Here is a 20,856-nt window from a genome sequence, read left to right on the forward strand (position 1 = left end):
CGATTATCCCATCAATGTGATTTCTTCCACCTTGCCGTTTTCGATGGCGGCATACAGGACATGTCCGGCAAACGTATCGTCCGTGTCGTGGAAGAAGAGTTCCAATTCGTAATGGATAGAGCCGTCTTCCTTTTCCCGGGTCTCTATATGAACAGATTGCAGTTCGATTTGGGCGGCGAGGGCCTCTTTGGATAGCGCCGGAAGGTCGCCGTCCTCACGCCATGCGTTTGCTGTTGGAAGCAATTTGTCTGCCATGCGCAATTGCCAGCTGGTTTCACCTTCTTTTCCCAATTCGTTCAGGTAGCCGCCGATGGCTCGCAGATGTTTCCGGACAAGGGGTTCGTGCGGACAGCGGGATTCCGTTGTTTTACCATATTGCTTCCTGACGAGTTTGACAGCCTCATTTAAGCATTCTATTTTCGTGTTGGTCGAAAGCGAGGGCATTTCCCCAAGTCGCTCGTATAACTCCAATTGTTTTTCAAACGGGCGAAAGGCAGGCTTTGCGCCAATCTTGATATCAAGATAGGTGTCGTAGGTTTCAGATTTTTCTCGGGTCATATCTCGTTCAATGCGGTTCAGCCTGTTTTGTGCTTCATTCATGCGGGTAATAATGCCATCGACCCGTTTCACCAATTGACGCACCTGCCCGGGCGTTTTTATTTTGCACTTCCTTGCGGTTTTTTCTACACACTGCGTATAGTATGAAATGGTGGCCATCAGGATGGAGATGTTCGTGTCGGCACGTACCAGCTCGTCTGGCAGTTGGAACTGGCTCACAAGATCGTATATTTCGATTTTATATGGAACGAGCCTGCCAATCTTTTCTTCGACAGACAGCCCTTTGTCACCCCATATCGTGTCGCACTCCCGGATGATGGTTTTGATTTTGCCGGCATTGATCTCATCCAGGCAACGTTGTTCCAGCACTTCGTCCACCCTGGGCGGCAGGCGTTTTTTGAGGGATCTTATTTTCTTTTGAAGTCTGTTGACATAGGCCTGCTGCTCCGGCGGGAGTCGCGGGTTCTTGCTTCTTGTCGTTTTTTCTTCGATGGCAGGAAATGTCCTGGTCGGTGTACCCAAAGGGGCGATGGCGATATGCAAATCTGCCTTCTTGCCCCAGATTGCCGCTTTATGCCCTTCGGGAGTCCGATAGCCGCGAAACCATCTTTGGAGCGTGTCGAGCCAGAATTCCGCATGGATTTCCAAGGTGATATCGCATAGGCCGGCCATCGGCTTTGCCAAATGGAAATTCCAGCTGTTTTTACCGTTTGTTGGTTTCTTTTTCATCATGCGGATTGTGAAGTTTATGGATTTGCTCTGGATAACGCTTTTTTAGCCCATTCGCAAAATGGCCGAAAGCCGAAACAAACCGCTCAGTTATAGGGAGATTCATGACGGGTTTTTCCCTGGGCGATCGTTTGGCACCCCTGTTCATCCCGGGTTTCGGTATTCGGATGGCTTCTTTAAATGCGTTCATGTTCTTTCTGAAGCAGTTAACGGGCGAAACGCCGTTTATTTTGAAATCATCATTTTCTTCCGTGTTCCGTTTGAGAGAACAAACCGCACCGTCCGCTTTGAAGTGCTGTCTGAACCCGGGCGAATGGCGTTTGCCTTTAATGGTAACATCCTTGAATGGGTACCGTTTTTTAATAAGCCCATCGCCGCAATTCAGCGTGTTGCGCAGGTATGTTAGAGTTGGCGTTTACTTCATGGCATCCACGAATTCGGATAGCTTGCGGTTCTGTTGCCTGTATGCGCTCCCTGTCTCTTGCGTCTGTTTGGCTTGTTGCCGTTCCTTTTGCCGGACTTTTTTCAAGCTCAGGGATGCGTTTTGCAAGTCCTCATTCTTGCGTTCCAGTGTCTTCCTTGCCGCTGCCGAAAAGAGAAGCGGCACTTTCGGCAATGTGGGCGGCTGCGGTGGTTGCCGCCCCTTTCAGATTCCCGGTCTGGATTTCTTTTTTCGCCTGTCCGGGTTCCTTCCTCGGCGTTTCGTGCTGCTGCAAATCCGCAACCTCCGCTTTGAGGCGGCCGGCGAATTTCGGTATGTCGCGATAATACTGCTGTGTGGCGTTCGTGAGTCGCCGGCAGATACGCAAGACGGCGCAATACGCGGCAAAATAGGCATCTGGCCAAACACTTTCATCCGCCACGCCAGGAATGGGCGGTAACTGGACGCCGGCCACATTTGGCGGCGAGGCAGGGCGCTTTGGGGACGTTTCCACACGAAAAACGAAGCGTAACGAACACGGTGACAGTCTTTCGCCAGGCTTTGCCCACATTTGCCATCTCGCTATCTGTTTGTTGGATGAATCGGCAACCGGTAAAGGGGGGATCAATGACGCCGTCTGCCCGCATGAAAAGCGTGCTTTTTCAGGGGGGCAAGGGAAAAGAGGGGAACCGGCGTCAATGGAAAAGGCCGGTTGGGCAGAACGCCGGGTTTTTCACGGGGGGCACGATCCGTTTGGCTTTGAGAAGAAGCGGTAAGGGTGTAAAATAATGGTCACATCCGTGTCCCCTTTCCGTATTCATGATTTCTCCCTCGATCAGGAAGTCTCTTCTTTTTGCAGCGGTTTTGTCCTGTCTCCTGCCGGTCTCGTCCGTTTTGGCCCGCTCCGGTTCCGCTCTGGTCGATCCTGTGCTGGAAAATACGCCCTTGCCGGACTACCAGTATGCGCCGGGGGGAGAGGATACGCCTGAAGCCTGGTTGCCGGTGATGGACGGGCAGGGGTTTGCCGGCGCGAAACCGGGATCGACAAGGGAAGCGCGCCTGAGAAAGCAGAAAGTCGAGGAAGTGCTCCGCAAGAATCCGGATATGCCCGATTATATGAAGAAAGCCTATCGCGCCTATCAGGAGACCGGAGACAGGAATATCCGCCGTTTTGCCCAGGCCGCGTCCGAGTTCCAGAAGCAGGAGTTGCGCGAACAGCTGATGCAGCACATCGACGATCCCGAAAAGCTGAACCGGATGATGTCCGCCCTGTATGGCAAGCCTTACGTTCCGTACAAGGCGGTGGGGCAGAGCGGGTACGTCCTCAATCAGGAAACCGGAGAAATCCTGAAGGGCAACGACGCCCTCTCCAGCGCCTACCGCCGGAAACTGGCGGCGCAGGCCGCCGGCAAAAAAACGGCTTCTTCCCGGCGGCGCGAATCCCGGCGCGGAAGGACGTACCGTGAAGATCGCGATGGCGGCCCTTCCCAAAACATGAAAGCGGATTATCTGGCTGCCCGCCAACGCGCTGTCGATGCCCATCGTCCCGATCTGGTGGAAGAACTGGACAAGGCGGCGGTCAAAAACGGGTTTTTCGACTGAAGCGCCGGCGGTTTTTGCCGCCGGTGAGCAGGTCATGGCCATCTTTCCTTCCCTTGCGTTCCCTCAAAGCCGTTTTTCCGGAAAACGCTATGCTTGAATCCTGCTCCATATTTTCAGCTGTATTTCTGCTCTTTCCTCTTTCACCGCGCTTTGGGCGCGGTTTTTTTTCGGCCGGATCCGGATGCCCTGTCCGGTTTGCCTGATGTCTTTTGCGCGTTCAAGCCTTAAATGGTCAAATGAAGGGGCGGTTTTTGTCTCTTTTCCGACACAACAGGCCTTGTTGTCTTAGGGTATAAGCCATAAAAAGCCAAAAATAGGCCATAAAAGTCCGGATAGGGTCTGAATATGCGGTATAACGGAAGGTGTTCATATCATCATTTGTGGAGAATAAATGCGTATCACATTCAGGGAACAGCCCGAAACGGATCCGCTGGCCAGAAAATGGTCGAAACGCGTATCGGAAGCGCGGCGGCACTGGGACGCTTTTCACCGGCGTATCCGGCACAACCGGCAGATCGTTTCCGGTCTGGACTGGAGCCGCGATCCGGCCAGCGAGGAGTTCTATTTGCACCGCGCCAATCTGATTCACAGCACGATCATGGGGATTTTGCCGGGCATTTATGCCCGCAATCCCGAAATTTCCGTCAAGCCCCAGCACGCTTCACGCGATTTGAAGCTTCTTTGCAAAACGATCGAGACAGTGACGAACCGTTATCTGGACGAGGCGAATCTGAAGCAGCGGGCCAAGGCGACGGTGCGCGCCGCGCTCACCTGTTCGTTCGGCGTCCTGAAGGTAATGTATCAGCGGAAAATCCAGTCCGATCCGCTGATTCAGGCGCGCATTCAGGACAGGCAGGACAATCTGGTGCGTGCCCGCGGGCTGGCCATGCAGTTGCAGGAAGACGGGCAGGGGGGCGATGCCGACAGCAAGCGGGAAGAAATCCGCCAGACAGCCGCGTCGGCTGAAGAAAAGGCCGAAGTCGTGAAAACGGAAGGACTGGTGATTGACCGGGTCATGACGGAACATCTGCTGGTGGATCCGGCCATTGCCGAATTCTGGGATTACGAACAGGCGGACTGGATGATCCAGACCGTTCCGATGAAAAAGGCGGTCGCCGAGGGGTTGTACCGGCTCCGGCTCGACAAGGCGACGGTTTACCGGCATCAGGGTGAAGGCGTTTCCGGTTCGGGACGGATTTTCGAGGGGCAAACGGGGGGCGCAGACGACGATGCGCAAATCTGCATTCTGGAAATCTGGGACAAGCAGACGCAGCGCGTTTATACGATGGCTGAAGGCTGTGATTTCTGGTTGCGCGAACCGTATAGTCCGCCGAAAGTCGGCGAGCGCTGGTATCCGTTTTTCCTGTTGCCCTTCCAGACGGTGGATGGCCAGTTCATCGGCCCGTCGATCGTCGATTTGACGGAGCGCTTGCAAAACGAGCATAACACGGCCCGCGACCGCTATAACGAACACCGCGACCTGATCAAGCCGGGTTATATCGCCAGCGCCGAAATCAACGAGCGGACGCTGAAGCGCTTTTCCGATTCGGAACTGGGGGAAATCACCCTGATCGATTCGGACGGGCAGCCGATCCAGCAAGCCATCATGCCCAAATCCTATCCGCCGATTGATCCGGCGGTTTACGACACGTCGGCCGTGCGGCTCGACTGGGAAATGGTGACCGGCCTTCAGGACGCTTCCCGCGCCTCTATCGTCAAGCCGAAGACAGCGACGGAGGCGAATATCCTGCAACAGTCGTTGTCCGGCCGTATTTCCGAATTCAGGGATCAGGTCGAGGATTTTCTCCAGCAAATCGCGCAATACACGGCCGAAATCCTGATTCAGGAACTGGACGTGAAACAGGTCGAAAAAATCATGGGGCCGCACAAGACGGGCCTGTTGCCGGATGTGTCGGCAGGCGGCAACGGCTTGCCGGTGCCAGGCGTCGTCGAACTGGCTTACGACTGGCCCCGCTTGTCGAAAGACGAGGTGTTCGAACTGGTTCAGCTGAAAATCCGGGCCGGCACGACAGGCATTCCGGACGATCTGGACAGGCAGGAAGCCTGGACGCGGCTGTTGCCGGTCATTCAGCCGCTGATCGGCCAGATCATGCAGTTCCAGCTGGAAGGGATCAACCCGACCGCGCTTGTCAGCCTGCTGAAGGAAACGGTATTGCGTTTCGACGACAAGCTCGATCTGGACGCGTTTGTCCCGAATCTGGAGAAAAAAGCGGCTCCTGAAAGCGGTGCGGCACTTCCCGCGCAACCGGATGGAGCGGGTGTTTCGTCTTTGCCCCCCGAACCGGGGGCGGCCGATGGGGCCGGGGCGGAGGCTATGAACGGCATGCCGGGCGAAGTGTTCGACAGACTGGCCGCAGGCGATGAGGTTTTTGCCGGAGGCGGAAGCGGCATGCCGCTGGCGTCCGTTTCCGGCTTGCCGGACAGTCCGGAAAAACCGTCGGGCGCTCAGGTGAAACTGTCGCCTGAAGCGGCGAAATTCCTGCCGGAAGCCCTTTTGGCCCTGCTGGGGCCGGAAGCGCTTCCCGACGGCATGGCCGCGGGCGACCCCGGCAAGGCGACCGGAGGGCCATTGCCGGCCGGGCCGGAAAACGCAGCTTCTCTGGCGCACGCGGGAAGTCTTGCCGGATTGCCGGAACAGGCGGGTGTAAAACGGCTGGCGGCCATCGCGCCGCTTTTGGAAGAACGGGTGCCGAAAGAGGCGCGGGACGACGGCGGAAATCCGCGGAACGCCCTTTTGAAAGAGCGCATGCAAAACATCATGAACCGCCGGAAAAAACGGGAAACGAAAACGGATAAAACGGATCGTCCGGCCAGCTGAGCGGATGGGGGCGTCCGGCGATGGCCGCGCCCGGATTTTTTAAAATGGGGAGTCTGAATGGAAAACGAAGAAATGCATGAACAGAACTGGCAGGATAATGAGCGGGCGGAACCGGCGGATGGCAGCCTGCCCGGCAACGCGATGGAAACGGAGGGCGACGGCGACGCTTCCGGAAAAGAAGGCGATTATGCCGCCGGGGAGGGCGGAAGGGAATGGAGGGCCGGGCCTGACGCCAGGGCGACCGATTCCCCGAATGTGAAGAAATTGCTGGATGAATTGACTGACGATGGTTCGGAAAGCGGGAGTGGCGCGGAAGCGGACACGGCCGCAAACCCGGCCGCTGACGGCGCGGGCCTGAACGCCTTGCCGGAAAAAGAGCCGTCTGCCGGCGGCAAAAACAGGGCGCGTTCTGCCGAGGAAGAAGAACTGGAATTGCTCGGGACGGTCAAGTCCGAACGGGGCCGCGAACGCATCAAGTCGATCATTTCGGCGCGCCGGGAAGCGGAGTCGCGTCTGGAGGCGTCGGAATCGGCCGTGAAAGTGTTTAAAGATATTATCCACTCAACCGGCATGGAGATGGAAGATGTCGCCGCGACGCTCAACTACGGCAGACTGGTTACGCAGGGCGATCCGGCAAGCCTTCAGGAAGCGCTGGGCATTCTCGAGCGCCAGCGGGAAGAACTGTGCCGCCGTCTGGGCATTGAAGCGCCGGGTGTCGATCTTTTTGCCGATGTGCCCGAAATCAAGACAGCGCTGGAGCGCAAGGAACTGAAAAAGGAACATGCCTTGCGTCTGGCGGAAACGGAAAGGGCCGAACGCGCCGTCCGCGAACGGAACCGGGAAGAATATGAAAAGGCGTACATGGCGGTGGATGCCGTTTCCAATGTGGCTGAATTCATGAAAACGATGGGAATGTGTTTGCAGCCCTATACCGGCGAAGCGGATCATCAGGCCAAGATGCTGAAGATGTTCGACTACATGTCGTCTCCGGGCTGGGCGGACAGTTTTATCGCCAACGTGCCCCAGTCAATGTGGGCCAGCCATATCAAATACCTTTACGAGAATCTGGCGGTTCCCGCGCCCAGACCGGCCGTGACGGCGCAACCCTTGCGGAGCAGTCCGGTCGCGTCAGGACCGGTAGCGGACCGCCCGGGCATGTCGCACACTGAACGGATATTGAGGCGTATCGACGAAATGGGGCTGTAAACGGCCGGGGCGCTTGCCGGCGGCCCGTTTTCCGCCATCGGAAACGGCCTGAGGCCTGCCTGAAAAGAGAGGCGACATACCCCCGGCAAGGACGCTTTTTCCCTGCCGGAGGCGTGTGGAAAACAGGCGGCCGCTTGTGCAAAACGGGATCGGGGAAGGACTGGCCCGGGTATAAGGCCCTTTTTTCTGTTGCGCCTTCTCTTTTGGTTCCGGAAAGCCGGCGTCCTCTCCTGCCGGGGAGGGGCGCGGAAACGGCCGCGGCTCTTTTTGCCTGTCCGTTTTGGCGGGGCGGGTTTGCTGTCCTGCTTTCCGGTTTTCCTGTCGGGGCTCCCTTCTTTTGCGGAGCCTTTTTCATCTGAACGGCGTGTGCCTTGCCGCCTGAAAAGGCCCAATGTGTCCCGGCAGCCGGGACGCGGTTTTCCGCCTGCTTTTTTCAAAACCGTCCGTTTCCGGAGGGCGCCCCGGGCAGTACCGACGGCAAACGCCGTTTTCATGCGGGAACCGTTTGCGGGCCGGAAATCTTGCGGGACGACATAAAAGTGCCATAAATGTCCGGAAACGGTCTGAAACGGGAGTATAAATAAACAGGTGGACACAGGTATGGCCGGAGACGGGCGAAAACGGGAAAGCGCAATCGGGTGCTTTTTCCGGTTTGTCCGGCGGCCGGTCAATGGCCCGCTTTGGCGTGACATATCGACAAGGCGGCTGAAAGGCCGGGGGAATGAAAGAAAAACCCGTGAAGGAGAAAAGAATGAAGAAAACGTGCAGCCGTGCCATAGCGACGTCGCGAGCCGACAGCGGCCGGACGATGTCGCGGCGCTTTGCGACACGGAACAGCCCGTTTGACGCAGCGGGAAAAGCCGGGGAGCGGCCGGTTGATCCGGAATGGCCTGAAGATCTGTTTTTGATGAACCGGTTTTACGGGAAGGCTGTTCTGGAACCGTTGATTAGGGTGCTTCGGGAGGATGTGGCGGGTGAAAAAAGCGGCTTGCTGGCAGAAACGCTTGAAAAGGAAATGCAGGCAAAAAAAGGCTGCATCCGGGGCGACGCGCTGTGGGAAATCCTGAAAAACGGGCTGGGCATGGCGTGTGCGGTCCATCTGATTGCCGGACTGGACGGTTTCGGCGGGCTGGGGCTGTATGACGACCGGATTATGGCGCGTTTTGCGCAAGGCCGGAAAAGACCGGCCCAAACGGCCACATCGTGTTGCGGCAAGTCCGGGGGAATGGAAAGTCCCGGCAGGGAAAAAATCAGGGAGGCCACCCGGGGTTGCCGGGATCGGGCGTCGGGAAAGGAGGAAAACCGTTGGCGAGGGAAGAGGGAAAAAAACTGAAGCCGGGCGTGGGGGAAGCGCAGCCGGAAGCGCCGGGGATAAGGGGGATGGAACCGGATGGCGGCGAACTGACGGCGCGGCAACGCCGTTTCATTGATGAATATCTTATTGATCTGAATGCGACGCAGGCGGCGATTAGGGCAGGATACGCGCCTTTAGGCGCACGCCAGCATGCTTGCCGGTTGCTGGCGAAAGAGGAAGTGAAAAGGGCGGTTTCCGACGCGATGGAAAGGCGGCAGGCCAGAACGGAGCTGACGGCTGACGAGGTGATCGCGGATTTGCGCGAACTGCGGGATATCTGCATGGGACGCAAGCCGGTGAAGATCATGACGATTGTGAAAAACGCGCGGGAAGGCACGGCCGAGCCGGTGGAAGTGGAGGGCATGATGTTCGAGCCCGCTTCGGCCAACCGGGCGCTGGAAATGCTGGGCAAGCACATGCGATTGTTTGCCGACAGGATGGACATGACATCCAACGGCCAGACACTGCAATCAGGCGTTTTGCTGGTGCCGTCTGTCATGTCGGAGGAAGAGTGGATCGGAAACGATCCGGCGTCCGTTCGGAAAACGGCCGGAAAACAGGACGGGAAGGGCGCGGGGACGGGCAGTCCGTATTGACGGCGGGCGCTCGTTCCGGAAAGGTTTTCCGGCCGCGATTGGAAAAGCTTTCCGCAGGGTGCGGAAACGGCCGATGCACGCCGGATGAACCGGCACGGCATCGGGGAAATTCTCCGTTGGGAGATCACAGGAAATGAAAGGATGTTGACGATGAATTTAAACGATATTTACGGTTCAAACGACGCTTATCGGGGCGGGGATGTTTATCAGCCGCTGATTGCCCGCTTGCAGGAGATCGCGGCCAGACGGGCGAACGATTACCGGGCAGCCGCCGATTCTTCCCCACTGCGCCGGATGGAACTGGCCGGAAGTCAGGGCGGCCAGTTGCCGGGCCCGGAGGCGGCGCAGGCCATGCACGAATGGGCTGCCCGCCAGAACATGGGGGACGGCGCCCGCGACTGGATGCATGAAGGCGGCATGATGGAACAGGAAATGCAAATGCCGCCGCCGGAACAGTACGGCCCGGACAGGACGCATTACATTCCGGCCGGTTCCACGCCGCTGTCACGCCTGTCGGAACGGATCGAGCGGATGGGGCTGGTCGGCGGCGGATCGCCGGAAAGCCGGCAGGCCATGCTGTATGCGCAGGGCGGCGTGCCGGGCGGCCGTCGCCGCCGCGTGTCGTATGACGATCCCGCTTCCTATCTGTTCAGGACAGCGGTCGATTACAGCGACGGGGAAGACGGACAAGGGTAAGGATGGACAGAACTGGCCCTTTTTTTACGGACTGAACGGAGCGGGAAAACGGTGGAAACCCCCGTTTTCCCGCTCCGTTCGTACCTGGCCGGTTTTTCACGAAGGAGACAATGATGGAAACCGACTCATCCGGTGCGGAAAAGATCACTCCGGTTGAAAGCGGAACCGGAAAGAAAGCGGAAGAATCCGGGAAAACGGGCCCTCGGGTGATCTGGCAACCGTTGCCGGGCAGCCAGACGCGTTTTCTGACCTGTCCGGTCTTCGAGGCGCTTTTGGAAGGCACGCGGGGCGGGGGCAAAACGGATGCGCTTTTAATGTCGTTCGCCCGGTATTGCGGACGCGGGTTTGGCGAGCACTGGCGCGGCGCGCTTTTCCGGCTGACCTACCCTCAACTGGCCGATGTCGTCGCCAAATCGAAACGGTGGTTCTATTCGATCTTTCCGGGCGCGAAATTCAACGAATCGGAATACCGCTGGACATGGCCGACCGGGGAAATCCTGTATTTCCGCTATGGCGCAACCGAAGACGACTACTGGAATTACCACGGCCATGAATATCCCTGGCTTGGATTCGAGGAGCTGACGAACTGGCGCAACCTGTCTTTTTTCGAGGCGATGATGTCCACCTGCCGGTCGTCGTATCCGGGCATGCCGCGCATGATCCGGGCCACCTGCAACCCCTTCGGCGTCGGCCATGCCGCCGTCAAGGCGCGCTACAGGATCGGCGAAGTCTCGGCCGGCGTCATTATCCATGAACCCGGACAGCAGCCCCGCGTGCGCATCCATTCGTCCATTTACGAAAACGACCATCTCCTGAAAAACGATCCCGACTATCTGCCGACACTCGAGGCGATTTCTGACCCCAACCGGAAAAAGGCCTGGTTAAACGGCGACTGGGATATCCATGTCGGTTCGTTTCTGGAAGGGGTGTGGGACGCGGCAAAACACGTGACCGAACCGTTCGCCATTCCGCCATCCTGGACAGTCTGGAAGGCGATGGACTGGGGATATGCCGCGCCCTATGCCGTTTACTGGTTCGCCATGAACCCGGACGGCTGCATTTATTTGTGGCGCGAACTGTATGGCGCCGGCGAAAAAGCCGGGCAGGGCAGCCGGGAAGACGCTGCCGACGTCGCCCGGAAAATCAAAAAAATGGAAGAGCGGGATGAACGTTTCGGCTACGACTACCGGATCAATCTGGCCGACCCGTCGATCTTTTCCAAAAACGGCACCGACCGTTCCATCGGACAGATATTCCGGGATGAAGGGATACGTTGGCAGGAGGCGTGGAACGCCAAAGGTTCCCGCGTCAACGGCGCGCAGGAAATCATTCGCTTGCTGGCGGAAGGCAAACTGAAAATCTTTTCGACGTGCAAACACTGGCTGCGTACCGTGCCATCCCTGCCGCCGGACGAACTGAACCCGGAAGACGTGGACACGACCGCCGAAGACCATGCCTGGGACGCCACACGCTATGGCGTCATGAGACGCCGCCGTTCCCCCGAAACGCCGCGGCCGGCCAATGACGGGCTGGACGACGAAGCCGACATCGGCGACGACGGCAGGCATTTCATACGGATATGAAGACAAAAGGGTCAACGGGAAATACCGTTTACCCGAAACAACACAGAAAGGAACCCCTCATGGAAACAGCCACCCCCCGGAACGCTGACAGCAGCCAGAACCCCTTCGGGCAGACATTTGGAGGAAGCGACATCCCTCCGCCGAAACGGTCGCTCCCGCCGGACGCGCTCAGGCTCTATCACGGCCTTCAGCGCTTTATGAACCCTCCTTCCGCTTCCGGCCCGACGCTTGCCTCTTTCAAGACCGCCACCGGCTCTTTCGGCTCGGGCAAGCGGAACCTTTCGCCCGAGCCGGCCCGGCAGGCTTCGCCCGGCCTCTCTTCCAAGATCGGCCCTCATACCTTTTCCGATAAAACCACGCCTGCTGTTTCAAACAGCGCGACGTCTTCCGCCATAAGGCGAGCGGAAACGTCTTCTCCCCCGGCATCCTCTTTCGGAAGGGATAACGCGGCTTTCAAACCGGTTTCTGCCGCTTCGGACACTTCCTCCGTTACCGATCCCCGCACCGCCGACGCCATCCTGTACGGGAGCGATACGTCTTCGGGAAATTCCTCCCGCTTCCGGTCTCAAGACAACGCGTCCGACTATGCCCTGGCAGCCGGAAACGAAGGCTTTCATATGCCCGCTGAAATCCATCCCGGCCTCATCGCGTCCGGCTCGCCCCAACAGCAAGAGCGCACCCGGCAGGAAAGCGTCCGCCTTCAGCACAGTCTGGGAAACGAAGGCTTCACCCTGTCGCCCGACACCCCTGAACAGGCGGCCCGGTTCAAAGAAGCGCTGGAAGCCGGGGGAAAACAGGCGGGAGCGATGCTGTCGGGACAGGAAAGGGAAACCCGCCTTGCCTACGGCATGCCGGCAGAAGGCGAAAGCACCCAAAGCGCATGGGGAACCTATATGAATGCCAAACGAAAGAGCGACACAGCCACCCATGACGACGAGGCAAGATACCTGAACCGGCTGGCCGGGAGCGGCTATGGCACAGGCATCACCGATCTGTCCCATTCCCTGATCGCGGGCGGATACGATGCGGGCAGCAAGGCGCTGACCTATGGCTATCTGGTCACCAAACCCCTGACCTTTATGTGGGATAACGACGTCTATACCGATCCACAAAGCGGCATCACCTACAAAGACGACCTGAGCGCCTACCTTGGCTATCCGGCCAGACGTTTGCTCCACGAGAAGAAAGAAGCGGAAAAAGCGGCGAGAAGCGAGGCCTACCAAAACGCGAGCCTCACCCAACCCGGCTATCTTCCCGTCAAGGCCGTGGGCACCGTCATGGAAGACCTCATCACCACCCTGGTGATGCTTTACCTGACCCGTCAGGCCGGGCTGGGAAGCGCGACCGCCGTCAGCATGGCGATCAGCGCCGTCAGCGACTACAGCGGCGGGTACGACAGGACGGTAGCCGAATGGATGGACAAGCCGCAGGGGGAGATCGGACAAAACCGGGTGTACCGTGAGCTGAGAAGGCAGGGCATTACCGACACCCGTGCCCGGTTCATCATCGGGCATACGTTAGGGGAGAAGCAGGCGAAAAGGAGTGCCCTGGCCGGGGCGTTGCGGGCTTATGCCGCTTCGAGGGTGGCCGGGATGACTCGCACCGGGAAGGAAGGCGAAATGTTGAAGTTTGTTCAGGATGAAAGCGCTAACTGGGGTATTAATCAGGGAATGGACATGTTCAAGAAGAACGTTCTTGATAAGGATAATAAGAAACAATAGAATGCAACAATAAAAGAAATACCCACTTCTTTCGAAACCAGTATGGCTAAAAAAATATTCTTTCTCATTTTAACCGGTAGTCTGTTATTCTTTTTAACAGCCTGTGAAAAAGAACAAGCAAAAGAGATTGTCAGTGAAAAAGAAGGGATGGAATATTATCGAAAAGGGGAATATAAAAAAGCGTCTCCTTTACTACGAAGGTCGGCTGATTCAGGAAATGCAGCCGCCTATTATTATCTTGGTTTAATCCACTTGAAAAGCAAGGGCAAGGAAGAATCTGGTAAAAATGCTTGTAACTGTTTTGTCAAATCAGCTGAAAGCGGATATCCCAAAGCTTACCTGAAAAGTGCCGGTTGCTATCTTACCGGAACAGGAGTTGAACAGGATTTCAAGAGTGCGTTCGAATGGGGGAAAAAAGCAGCCGATACAGCCGATGAAATCCGGATGGACGACAAGGACAGACTCTTTCTGGCTTTACTGATGGGAGGCATGTATGCCAATGGAAAAGGTACCTTGCAGGATTTTTCCGAAGCGGCGAAGTGGTATAAAAAAGCGGCCGAAATGGGAGATGCAACAGGGCAAAGCATGATGGCGTTCTTTACCTATTCAGGCAGAGGCGTACTGATGAACAGGGAAAAATCCCGATACTGGGCGGAAAGGGCAGCGGCACAAGGTTCGCCGTATGGTGAGGTTATTTTGGGAATGCTCAGCCAATACCGGGAAAACCCCGATATGAAAGAAGCCATGCACTGGTACAGAAAAGCGGCCGGACAAGACAATAAAGTGGCTTATTACCAACTGGGCGTGATCTATGAAAAAGGGCTGGCAGTCAAACAGGACCTTGCCAAAGCCCATCATTACTATCAGCTGGCCGCGCAAAGCGGAAGAGACTATATTGTTCAGGAGCTTATCGACTTCGAGGCACGGCACAAGCTGAACAAAAAAGATTAATCCCGGTTTTCCCATTTCAAAGCCCGTCTGACCGAACGGGCTTATGCCGCTTCGAGGGTGGCCGGGATGACTCGCACCGGGGAGGAAGGGGCATTTACCAAGGAAGTTCAGAATTATTTTTCAGATAAAATTGTTGGGAAAATACTGGAAAGAGGAATGCATTCTTTAAATGAAGAAGAAAATAAGCCATAATAATCAAAATTAACTTTTCAAAAAAAATGAGAATCGATCCTTCTTTTATAAAAAAATGTGGTTTTTTTATTTTGGCCTTTATTTTTATTTCTGGATGCCAACCAAATACAAGTGATGGAATACATTTTTATAAAGACAAGCAATACGAACGAGCCTTTTCTTTATTAAAAAAAGAAGCGGAAGATGGAAATGGACAATCCCAGTATTGCCTTGCAAAAATGTATGAAGAAGGATTGGGTGTAAAACCCGATGACAGAAAAGCGTTGCATTGGTATAAAAAAGCTTCTGAAAATAATGATGCGTTGGCTCAGTACGAGCTTGGGCAAGCATACTATCATGGAAAAATGGGATTAAAAGCTGATCCGAAAGAAGCGTTTAGATGGTATCTCAAAGCCGCTGAAAATGGCAACACTGAGGCACAAAAAAAAACAGGTATTTACTATTTTGTTGGGAAAGAAGTTGGTCGTGACAATGTAAAAGCTTTAAAATGGTTGAAAAAATCTGTTCAAAATAAGAATAAACAGGACAAGGAGATATTTTATTATATTGGATCGATATATTATACAGACGGAAAAGGTTTAAAAGATACGGCTGAAGCAGCAAAGTGGTATAAAAAAGCTGCAGAATTAGGTGATCCGGATGCACAGGCCGTATTGGGCTTGCAATATTATTCTGGGCAAGGAGTTACAAAAGACTTGAATAAAGCAAGATATTGGGCCGAAAAAAGTGCTGAAAAGGAAAACGATCAGGGAGAATTATTGCTTGGCATGATCTATGATTTTTCCGGAAACACCGATCGGAACGTAGAAAAAGCCCTAAGATATTATGAAAAATCTGCAAAAAAAAATAATGGGGCAGCATATTATTTTCTTGCTGAACATTATAGAAATGGGGATGGAGTAGAGAGAAACAGATCACTTGCGTTAAAATATTACAAGCGTGCACTTGATGAAGGTTTTTATTCAGCAAAAGAAAAAATAGAAGAACTTTAAAATGAAGGTTGAAAATTTTTAATTTTTCAAAAATAAAGAAGAGATCTTGTTTCCTGTTATCCTTTTTATGCATGCTTTTTGTTCTTTCAGCGTGTCATAAAGAGGAAAAGGTAGCAACGGATAAAAAAGAAAGCGTTCAGCTTTATTTGGACGGTCAGGTTAAAAAAGCTTTTCCATTGTTAAAAAACGAAGCCGAAAAAGGAGATGCTCAAGCGCAGTATTATCTGGCAGAAATATACGAGGAAGGAAAATCGGTAAAACAGGACAATGAAAAGGCTTTGTATTGGTATCGTCAATCGGCTGAAAAGAACCATGCCTTGGCGGAATACAAACTGGCTGAAGCATTCCGTCATGGAAAACTGGGTCTAAAATCCGATCGCAAAGAAGCGTTCAAATGGTATCTGAAAGCGGCAGAAAACGGTAATGCAGCCGCACAAAAAACCGTGGCCGGATATTATCTGGAAGGAGAGCCCATCCCGAAAAACCATGCCGAAGCGCTGAAATGGTTTAAAAAGGCACAAGAAACCCGAAAAGACGACAAAGAACTGTATACCAAAATAGGGATAATGTATTACAGTGGATTAGGAACCTTGAGAGACACCAGCGAAGCGGCAAAATGGTTTGAAAAAGCGGCCATACTTGGCGATTCGCATGCTCAATCGGTATTGGCAGTACAGTACTACTCAGGTCAAGGCGTCCTGATGCACAAGGAAAAAGCGAAATACTGGGCCGAAAAAGCGGCGGCTCAAGGTAACGATGTGGGAGAATTCATTCTTGGAATGCTCTGTCATTATCGGGATATACCAGATATGAAACAGGCTGTTGCATGGTATAAAAAAGCAGCAGAAAAGAATAATGAGGCTGCTTTACACGCATTAGCTGTGCTTTATGAACAAGGCAATGGTGTCAGACAAGATTCAACCAAAGCCCATCATTACTACCGTCTGGCTGCGCAAAGCGGAAAAGATTATACGATCAAGGCATTGGCTGACTTTGAAGCGAAAAACAAGCTGGAAAACAGGCCATAATTTTCATTTCCAATCCGTTTAAAACCCGTCTGAATGATCAGACGGGTTTTTTATTGACCGAAGCAAGCTGAAAAAGCGGCGAGAAGCGAGGCCTACCAAAGCGCGAGCCTCACCCAACCCGGCTATCTTCCCGTCAAGGCCGTGGGCACCGTCATGGAAGACCTCATCACCACCCTGGTGATGCTTTACCTGACCCGTCAGGCCGGGCTGGGAAGCGCGACCGCCGTCAGCATGGCGATCAGCGCCGTCAGCGACTACAGCAGCGGGTACGACAGGACGGTAGCCGAATGGATGGACAAGCCGCAGGGGGAGATCGGACAAAACCGGGTGTACCGTGAGCTGAGAAGGCAGGGCATTACCGACACCCGTGCCCGGTTCATCATCGGGCATACGTTAGGGGAGAAGCAGGCGAAAAGGAGTGCCCTGGCCGGGGCGTTACGGGCTTATGCCGCTTCGAGGGTGGCCGGGATGACGAGAACGGGAGAAGAGGGAGCGGGAACTTTGATCTGGCAGGATACCCTTATAAACATGGGATTCGATGGAGTATCAAATTATTTGAAAAAAGAAGAAAAAAGTAAAAAATAATATATTGTATAATATCAAAATCAATTTTTAGTTTTTGAATATGAAAAACAAAATATTTTATTTTTTGATTCTATTTTTTCTCTCTTTTTTAGTTTCTTGTGAAAAAAAATCAAGTATTTCCAGTGAAAAAGAAGGGATGGATTATTATAAAAAGGGAGAATATGAAAAAGCGTTACCTTTATTAGAAAAATCGGCTAATTCAGGAAATGCTAAAGCATATTTTTATCTGGGTGAGATATACAGAGATAAAGACATCTCTACGTCCTGCAGAAATTACAAGAAAGCTTCCGAAGGAGGATACAAAGAAGCTTTTTTCAAAGTAGGGTTATGTTATTATGTCGGCGAAGGAATTGAAAAAAACGATTCAGAAGCTTTTAAATGGGCAAAGAAAGCAGGAGACGAACTTAACGAAATTCAACTTAGCAATGATGATAAAAAACATTTAATGCTATTCATAGGAGATTTTTATCTAACCGGAAAAGGAACCTTGCAGGATTTTTCCGAAGCGGCGAAATGGTTTGAACAGGCGGCGGAACTGGGTGATGAAAGAGCGCAAGCGACAATGGCTTTCTTTTATTACTCAGGTCAGGGCGTCCTGATGAGCAAGGAAAAATCCAAATACTGGGCCGAAAAAGCGGCGGCTCAGGATAATGAAATAGGTGAGTTTGCGTTAGGAATGCTTAACCAGTTTAACGATCCTCCGGCTATCAAGGAAGCCGTTTACTGGTATGAAAAAGCGGCTGAAAAAAATCATGAAGGGGCGCAATACGAATTGGGCGTGATCTATGAAAAAGGCGTCGGTATTGAACAGGATTTGGCCAAAGCCCATCATTACTACAAATTAGCGGCAACAAGCGGACGCAGCTATCTTGTTGAAGAACTGTCAAATTTTGAAAAAAGGCACAACTTGAAAGGAACACCTTAGCCTTGTGCCAAAACCAGGGGAAGCGAGGCGTACCAGACACGGCTTCCCCAACCCGGGTTACCTGCCCGTCAAGACGTGGCCGAATGGATGGACAAGCCGCAGGGGGAGATCGGACAAAACCGGGTGTAGTGGGGGGAAGGCGAAATGTTAAAAAATATGCAAGACTATGTTTTCGACAAAGTCACCGATGCCTGGATGAACGGCACCGAAAACCCTCAATCCGATTCAGCTCATAACCGGCCATAACGGCATGATAGAATAAAAGCCTCCTGATTTCTGTACGGTCACATGTTGAAAAAGATATTTTCCCTGCTGGTAACAAGTGTCCTGTTTTTTTCTTTAACCGCCTGCGAAAAAGAAAAGGCAAACGGGATAATCAGCGAAAAGGAAGGCGTCGAATATTATCGAAAGGGAGAATATGAAAAAGCGCTTCCTTTATTGCAGAAAGCGGCCGATTTCCGCAATGCGGCCGCTTTCTATTATCTCGGGTTGATGCAAAGGGAAGGAAAAGGCGTTGAAAAAAATTACGGAAAATCTTGCGAAGATTTTCTGAAAGCGGCAGAAGGTGGATATCAGGAAGCTTATCTGTTGAGTGGCATTTGCTATCGGGTGGGAGATGGCTTCGAAAGAAATGATAAAGAAGCGTTCAAATGGGCCAAAAAAGCAGCGGATACGGTTAATGAAAGTCAAATGGATAGCGAAGATATAGTGGTGTTATCCGTATTTCTGGGCGACCGTTACTTTGCAGGAGAAGGAACCTTCCAGGACTTTTCGGAAGCAGCGAAATGGTACGAAAAGGCAGCCATGCTGGGAGATCCCAGAGCACAGGGAGTTCTGGCTTTTCTTTATTACTCAGGAAAAGGCGTTCTGACCAGCAAGGAGAAAGCGAAATACTGGGCTGAAAAGGCTGTAAAGCAGGGTGATGATATGGGGGAATTTACTTTGGGAATGTTTAATTTCCTAAAAGAACCAGCCGATACTGAAAAAGCAATTTATTGGTATGAGAGCGCATCGAACAAGGGAAATTACTGGGCGCAACAGTCTCTGGGCGTTATCTATGAAGAAGGAACCGGGGTAGAAAAAGATATAACCAAAGCCCACCACTACTACCGTCTGGCTGCCAAAAGCGGCAAGGAAGCCATGCTAAAAGCGCTTGCCGACTTCGAGGCGCGGCACAAGCTGAAAAACACTCCCTGATTTTCTTTTCCGATCCGTTTAAAAACCCGTCTGATTATTCGGATGGGTTTTTTATTGACCGAAACGGGCTGAAAAAATGGCGGGAAGCGAGGCCTGCCAAAATGCGGGCTTCCCCAATCCCGGCTCTTTTCCCTCAAGGTGTCGTTGTCGTGGAAGGCTTCATTACCGTATTGGCGGCGCTTGGCCTGATCCCTCAGGCTAAAGACGGCAACGAAAGCCCCGCCACGGCGGAAATACGCCTTCCTTGGATAACGGCCTGGCCTTTCCCCGGCGATTCCGGTCAGGGCGGCAGGCGACTGGGGCGGTTACGCGGGTGAATGGGGACAACCTGACAAGCCTTATCGCCCTATCGGAAGAGGGAGCGGTGAAAAAACCGGTCTGTGCCCGGTTGAGACAGACAGGAGAAACGATCCGGGTGCCCGCCCTGATGTGGCGGACGCCAACGCGGCAGGAGAAGGCACGGAAAGGCCTGTTTCCGCTCTCGCCGGTCAGGTCGGTGGGCCGTTCGGGAAGCGGCCGGGCCGGGAAGGCCGGCTTTGTGTTTGAGGGGAGGATAAAACCGGGTATCCCGCTTTGAGGGACAGGCAGGGAGAAAGACTGACAAAAGTAAAACATCCCCTAAAAACGGGAAGGCAAAGCATGCCGGAATGCTAAAATACAGGCTGCCCCTAAAACGTCCTGAACAGAAATGCCCAGAAAAACATTCCTCCTGATAAGCCTTATCGCGCTGTTCTTTTCTTTAACGGCCTGTCAAAGTGAAAAGGCGAAAGATATCCCTGCCGAAAAAAAGGGAGTGGAGTATTACCAGCAGAAAAAATACCGGAAAGCCTTGCCTTTGTTGAAGAAATCGGCGGATTCGGGCAATGCGGCGGCGCTGTATTATCTGGGGCTGATGCACCGGCAGGGAAACGGGGTGGAAAAAAGTGCCGGAAAAGCCTGCCAGTATTTTCTGAAAGCGGCTGAAGGCGGATACAAGGAGGCGTATCTGGCAGCCGGCCTGTGTTACCGGAAGGGAAACGGTTTCAGCCGGGACGACAGGGAAGCGTTCAGATGGGCAAAAAAGGCGGCGGATGAAACCGGCGAAAGCGGGATGAAGGATGAAAACCGGCGCGAATTGGCGGTATTGCTGGGCGACAGTTACTTTGCGGGAGACGGCACTGTTCAGGATTTTCCGAAAGCGGCCAGGTGGTACGAAAAGGCAGCGGAACTGGGAGACACCCGCGCTCAGGGCGCGCTGGCTTTTCTTTACTGTTCGGGCAAAGGCGTTCTGATAGACCGGGAGAAGGCGAAATACTGGGCGGACAAGGCAGTCTCGCGCAAGGACGATATGGGGGAGTACACGCTGGGAAGGTTGAGCCTTTTGGACGAACCGCCCGACATGAAAAAGGCGGTTTACTGGTACCGGAAAGCGTCGGATCAGCGCAATCCCTGGGCGCAACAGGCGCTGGGCGAGATGTATGAGGAAGGAAAGGGCGTCAAACGCGATCTGGCCAAAGCCCGTTATTACTATGGACTGGCGGCAAAGAGCGGAATGGAAGAGATGAAAAAGGCGCTTGCCGGATTTGAGGAACGCCACACGCCCAAAAAACCCGCCTGAGTTTTTTCCGGAACGGGAAAAGCCTGTCTGAACCGGTCAGACAGGCTTTTTCGCGTTTTGGCCCGCGGAACCGGCCGCCTGGCG

Annotated in this window: 18 protein-coding genes; 16 read left to right on the forward strand and 2 right to left on the reverse strand. The window is 53.7% G+C overall.

What is annotated here, in order from left to right:
- Positions 1-3 precede the first annotated feature (3 nt).
- Positions 4-1,242 (reverse strand): DUF2262 domain-containing protein, encoded by a 1,239-nt coding sequence (locus OFAG_RS07190; RefSeq protein ID WP_196806220.1) that lies wholly within the window; start codon positions 1,240-1,242, stop codon positions 4-6.
- Between the two features lie 599 nt (positions 1,243-1,841).
- Positions 1,842-2,279 (reverse strand): hypothetical protein, encoded by a 438-nt coding sequence (locus OFAG_RS14145; protein ID WP_196806221.1) that lies wholly within the window; start codon positions 2,277-2,279, stop codon positions 1,842-1,844.
- 248 nt (positions 2,280-2,527) lie between these two features.
- Between OFAG_RS14145 and OFAG_RS07205 the strand changes: the two genes are divergently transcribed.
- From OFAG_RS07205 to OFAG_RS07285, 16 genes are all read left to right on the forward strand, one after another.
- Positions 2,528-3,310, forward strand: coding sequence for a hypothetical protein (locus OFAG_RS07205; protein ID WP_005876998.1), 783 nt, complete (start codon positions 2,528-2,530; stop codon positions 3,308-3,310).
- 391 nt (positions 3,311-3,701) lie between these two features.
- Positions 3,702-6,149, forward strand: a complete 2,448-nt coding sequence (locus tag OFAG_RS07210) for a hypothetical protein (RefSeq protein WP_005876997.1) — start codon at positions 3,702-3,704, stop codon at positions 6,147-6,149.
- A 57-nt stretch (positions 6,150-6,206) separates the two neighbouring features.
- Positions 6,207-7,355 (forward strand): hypothetical protein, encoded by a 1,149-nt coding sequence (locus OFAG_RS07215; RefSeq protein ID WP_005876996.1) that lies wholly within the window; start codon positions 6,207-6,209, stop codon positions 7,353-7,355.
- Between the two features lie 751 nt (positions 7,356-8,106).
- On the forward strand, positions 8,107-8,688 hold the full coding sequence (locus OFAG_RS07225; protein WP_020995053.1) for a hypothetical protein: 582 nt from the start codon (positions 8,107-8,109) through the stop codon (positions 8,686-8,688).
- Positions 8,661-9,305 carry a terminase small subunit gene (locus OFAG_RS07230; protein ID WP_005876994.1) on the forward strand — a complete coding sequence of 215 codons (645 nt, stop codon included), beginning with the start codon at positions 8,661-8,663 and terminating at the stop codon, positions 9,303-9,305. The genes OFAG_RS07225 and OFAG_RS07230 overlap by 28 nt, the downstream gene beginning before the upstream one ends.
- A gap of 141 nt (positions 9,306-9,446) precedes the next feature.
- Positions 9,447-10,001, forward strand: a complete 555-nt coding sequence (locus OFAG_RS07235) for a hypothetical protein (protein ID WP_020995054.1) — start codon at positions 9,447-9,449, stop codon at positions 9,999-10,001.
- Positions 10,002-10,111: 110 nt separating this feature from the next.
- Positions 10,112-11,584: a terminase family protein gene (locus tag OFAG_RS07240; protein WP_231371680.1), complete on the forward strand. Its 1,473-nt coding sequence runs from the start codon at positions 10,112-10,114 to the stop codon at positions 11,582-11,584.
- Between the two features lie 59 nt (positions 11,585-11,643).
- Positions 11,644-13,305, forward strand: coding sequence for a hypothetical protein (locus tag OFAG_RS07245; protein WP_005876989.1), 1,662 nt, complete (start codon positions 11,644-11,646; stop codon positions 13,303-13,305).
- A gap of 42 nt (positions 13,306-13,347) precedes the next feature.
- Positions 13,348-14,256, forward strand: a complete 909-nt coding sequence (locus OFAG_RS07250; RefSeq protein WP_005876988.1) for a tetratricopeptide repeat protein — start codon at positions 13,348-13,350, stop codon at positions 14,254-14,256.
- A gap of 218 nt (positions 14,257-14,474) precedes the next feature.
- Positions 14,475-15,440 (forward strand): tetratricopeptide repeat protein, encoded by a 966-nt coding sequence (locus OFAG_RS07255; RefSeq protein WP_005876987.1) that lies wholly within the window; start codon positions 14,475-14,477, stop codon positions 15,438-15,440.
- 8 nt (positions 15,441-15,448) lie between these two features.
- A complete protein-coding gene (locus OFAG_RS07260; RefSeq protein ID WP_005876986.1) occupies positions 15,449-16,468 on the forward strand; it encodes an SEL1-like repeat protein in 1,020 nt (339 codons plus the stop codon).
- A gap of 153 nt (positions 16,469-16,621) precedes the next feature.
- A complete protein-coding gene (locus tag OFAG_RS07265; RefSeq protein WP_020995056.1) occupies positions 16,622-17,053 on the forward strand; it encodes a hypothetical protein in 432 nt (143 codons plus the stop codon).
- 40 nt (positions 17,054-17,093) lie between these two features.
- Entirely contained in the window at positions 17,094-17,978 is an 885-nt protein-coding gene (locus OFAG_RS07270) for a tetratricopeptide repeat protein (RefSeq protein WP_020995057.1), read from the forward strand.
- Between the two features lie 288 nt (positions 17,979-18,266).
- Positions 18,267-19,175: a tetratricopeptide repeat protein gene (locus tag OFAG_RS07275; protein WP_005876981.1), complete on the forward strand. Its 909-nt coding sequence runs from the start codon at positions 18,267-18,269 to the stop codon at positions 19,173-19,175.
- A gap of 101 nt (positions 19,176-19,276) precedes the next feature.
- Positions 19,277-19,492 carry a hypothetical protein gene (locus OFAG_RS13820; protein ID WP_005876980.1) on the forward strand — a complete coding sequence of 72 codons (216 nt, stop codon included), beginning with the start codon at positions 19,277-19,279 and terminating at the stop codon, positions 19,490-19,492.
- 371 nt (positions 19,493-19,863) lie between these two features.
- Positions 19,864-20,772, forward strand: coding sequence for a tetratricopeptide repeat protein (locus OFAG_RS07285; RefSeq protein WP_005876976.1), 909 nt, complete (start codon positions 19,864-19,866; stop codon positions 20,770-20,772).
- Positions 20,773-20,856: the final 84 nt, after the last annotated feature.

It is taken from the genome of Oxalobacter paraformigenes, assembly GCF_000158475.2.
GTDB lineage: Bacteria > Pseudomonadota > Gammaproteobacteria > Burkholderiales > Burkholderiaceae_D > Oxalobacter > Oxalobacter paraformigenes.

Excerpts from the sequence above, each read along its gene's own strand:
- OFAG_RS07210 (WP_005876997.1), top strand. The coding sequence starts at position 3,702 with ATGCGTATCACATTCAGGGAACAGCCCGAAACGGATCCGCTGGCCAGA.
- OFAG_RS13820 (WP_005876980.1), top strand. The coding sequence starts at position 19,277 with ATGCGGGCTTCCCCAATCCCGGCTCTTTTCCCTCAAGGTGTCGTTGTC.
- OFAG_RS07235 (WP_020995054.1), top strand. The coding sequence starts at position 9,447 with ATGTTGACGATGAATTTAAACGATATTTACGGTTCAAACGACGCTTAT.
- OFAG_RS07250 (WP_005876988.1), top strand. The coding sequence starts at position 13,348 with ATGGCTAAAAAAATATTCTTTCTCATTTTAACCGGTAGTCTGTTATTC.
- OFAG_RS07270 (WP_020995057.1), top strand. The coding sequence starts at position 17,094 with ATGAAAAACAAAATATTTTATTTTTTGATTCTATTTTTTCTCTCTTTT.
- OFAG_RS07255 (WP_005876987.1), top strand. The coding sequence starts at position 14,475 with ATGAGAATCGATCCTTCTTTTATAAAAAAATGTGGTTTTTTTATTTTG.
- OFAG_RS07245 (WP_005876989.1), top strand. The coding sequence starts at position 11,644 with ATGGAAACAGCCACCCCCCGGAACGCTGACAGCAGCCAGAACCCCTTC.
- OFAG_RS07285 (WP_005876976.1), top strand. The coding sequence starts at position 19,864 with ATGCCCAGAAAAACATTCCTCCTGATAAGCCTTATCGCGCTGTTCTTT.
- OFAG_RS07265 (WP_020995056.1), top strand. The coding sequence starts at position 16,622 with ATGGAAGACCTCATCACCACCCTGGTGATGCTTTACCTGACCCGTCAG.
- OFAG_RS07205 (WP_005876998.1), top strand. The coding sequence starts at position 2,528 with ATGATTTCTCCCTCGATCAGGAAGTCTCTTCTTTTTGCAGCGGTTTTG.
- OFAG_RS07225 (WP_020995053.1), top strand. The coding sequence starts at position 8,107 with ATGAAGAAAACGTGCAGCCGTGCCATAGCGACGTCGCGAGCCGACAGC.
- OFAG_RS07240 (WP_231371680.1), top strand. The coding sequence starts at position 10,112 with ATGATGGAAACCGACTCATCCGGTGCGGAAAAGATCACTCCGGTTGAA.
- OFAG_RS07275 (WP_005876981.1), top strand. The coding sequence starts at position 18,267 with ATGTTGAAAAAGATATTTTCCCTGCTGGTAACAAGTGTCCTGTTTTTT.
- OFAG_RS07215 (WP_005876996.1), top strand. The coding sequence starts at position 6,207 with ATGGAAAACGAAGAAATGCATGAACAGAACTGGCAGGATAATGAGCGG.
- OFAG_RS14145 (WP_196806221.1), bottom strand. The coding sequence starts at position 2,279 with ATGTGGGCAAAGCCTGGCGAAAGACTGTCACCGTGTTCGTTACGCTTC.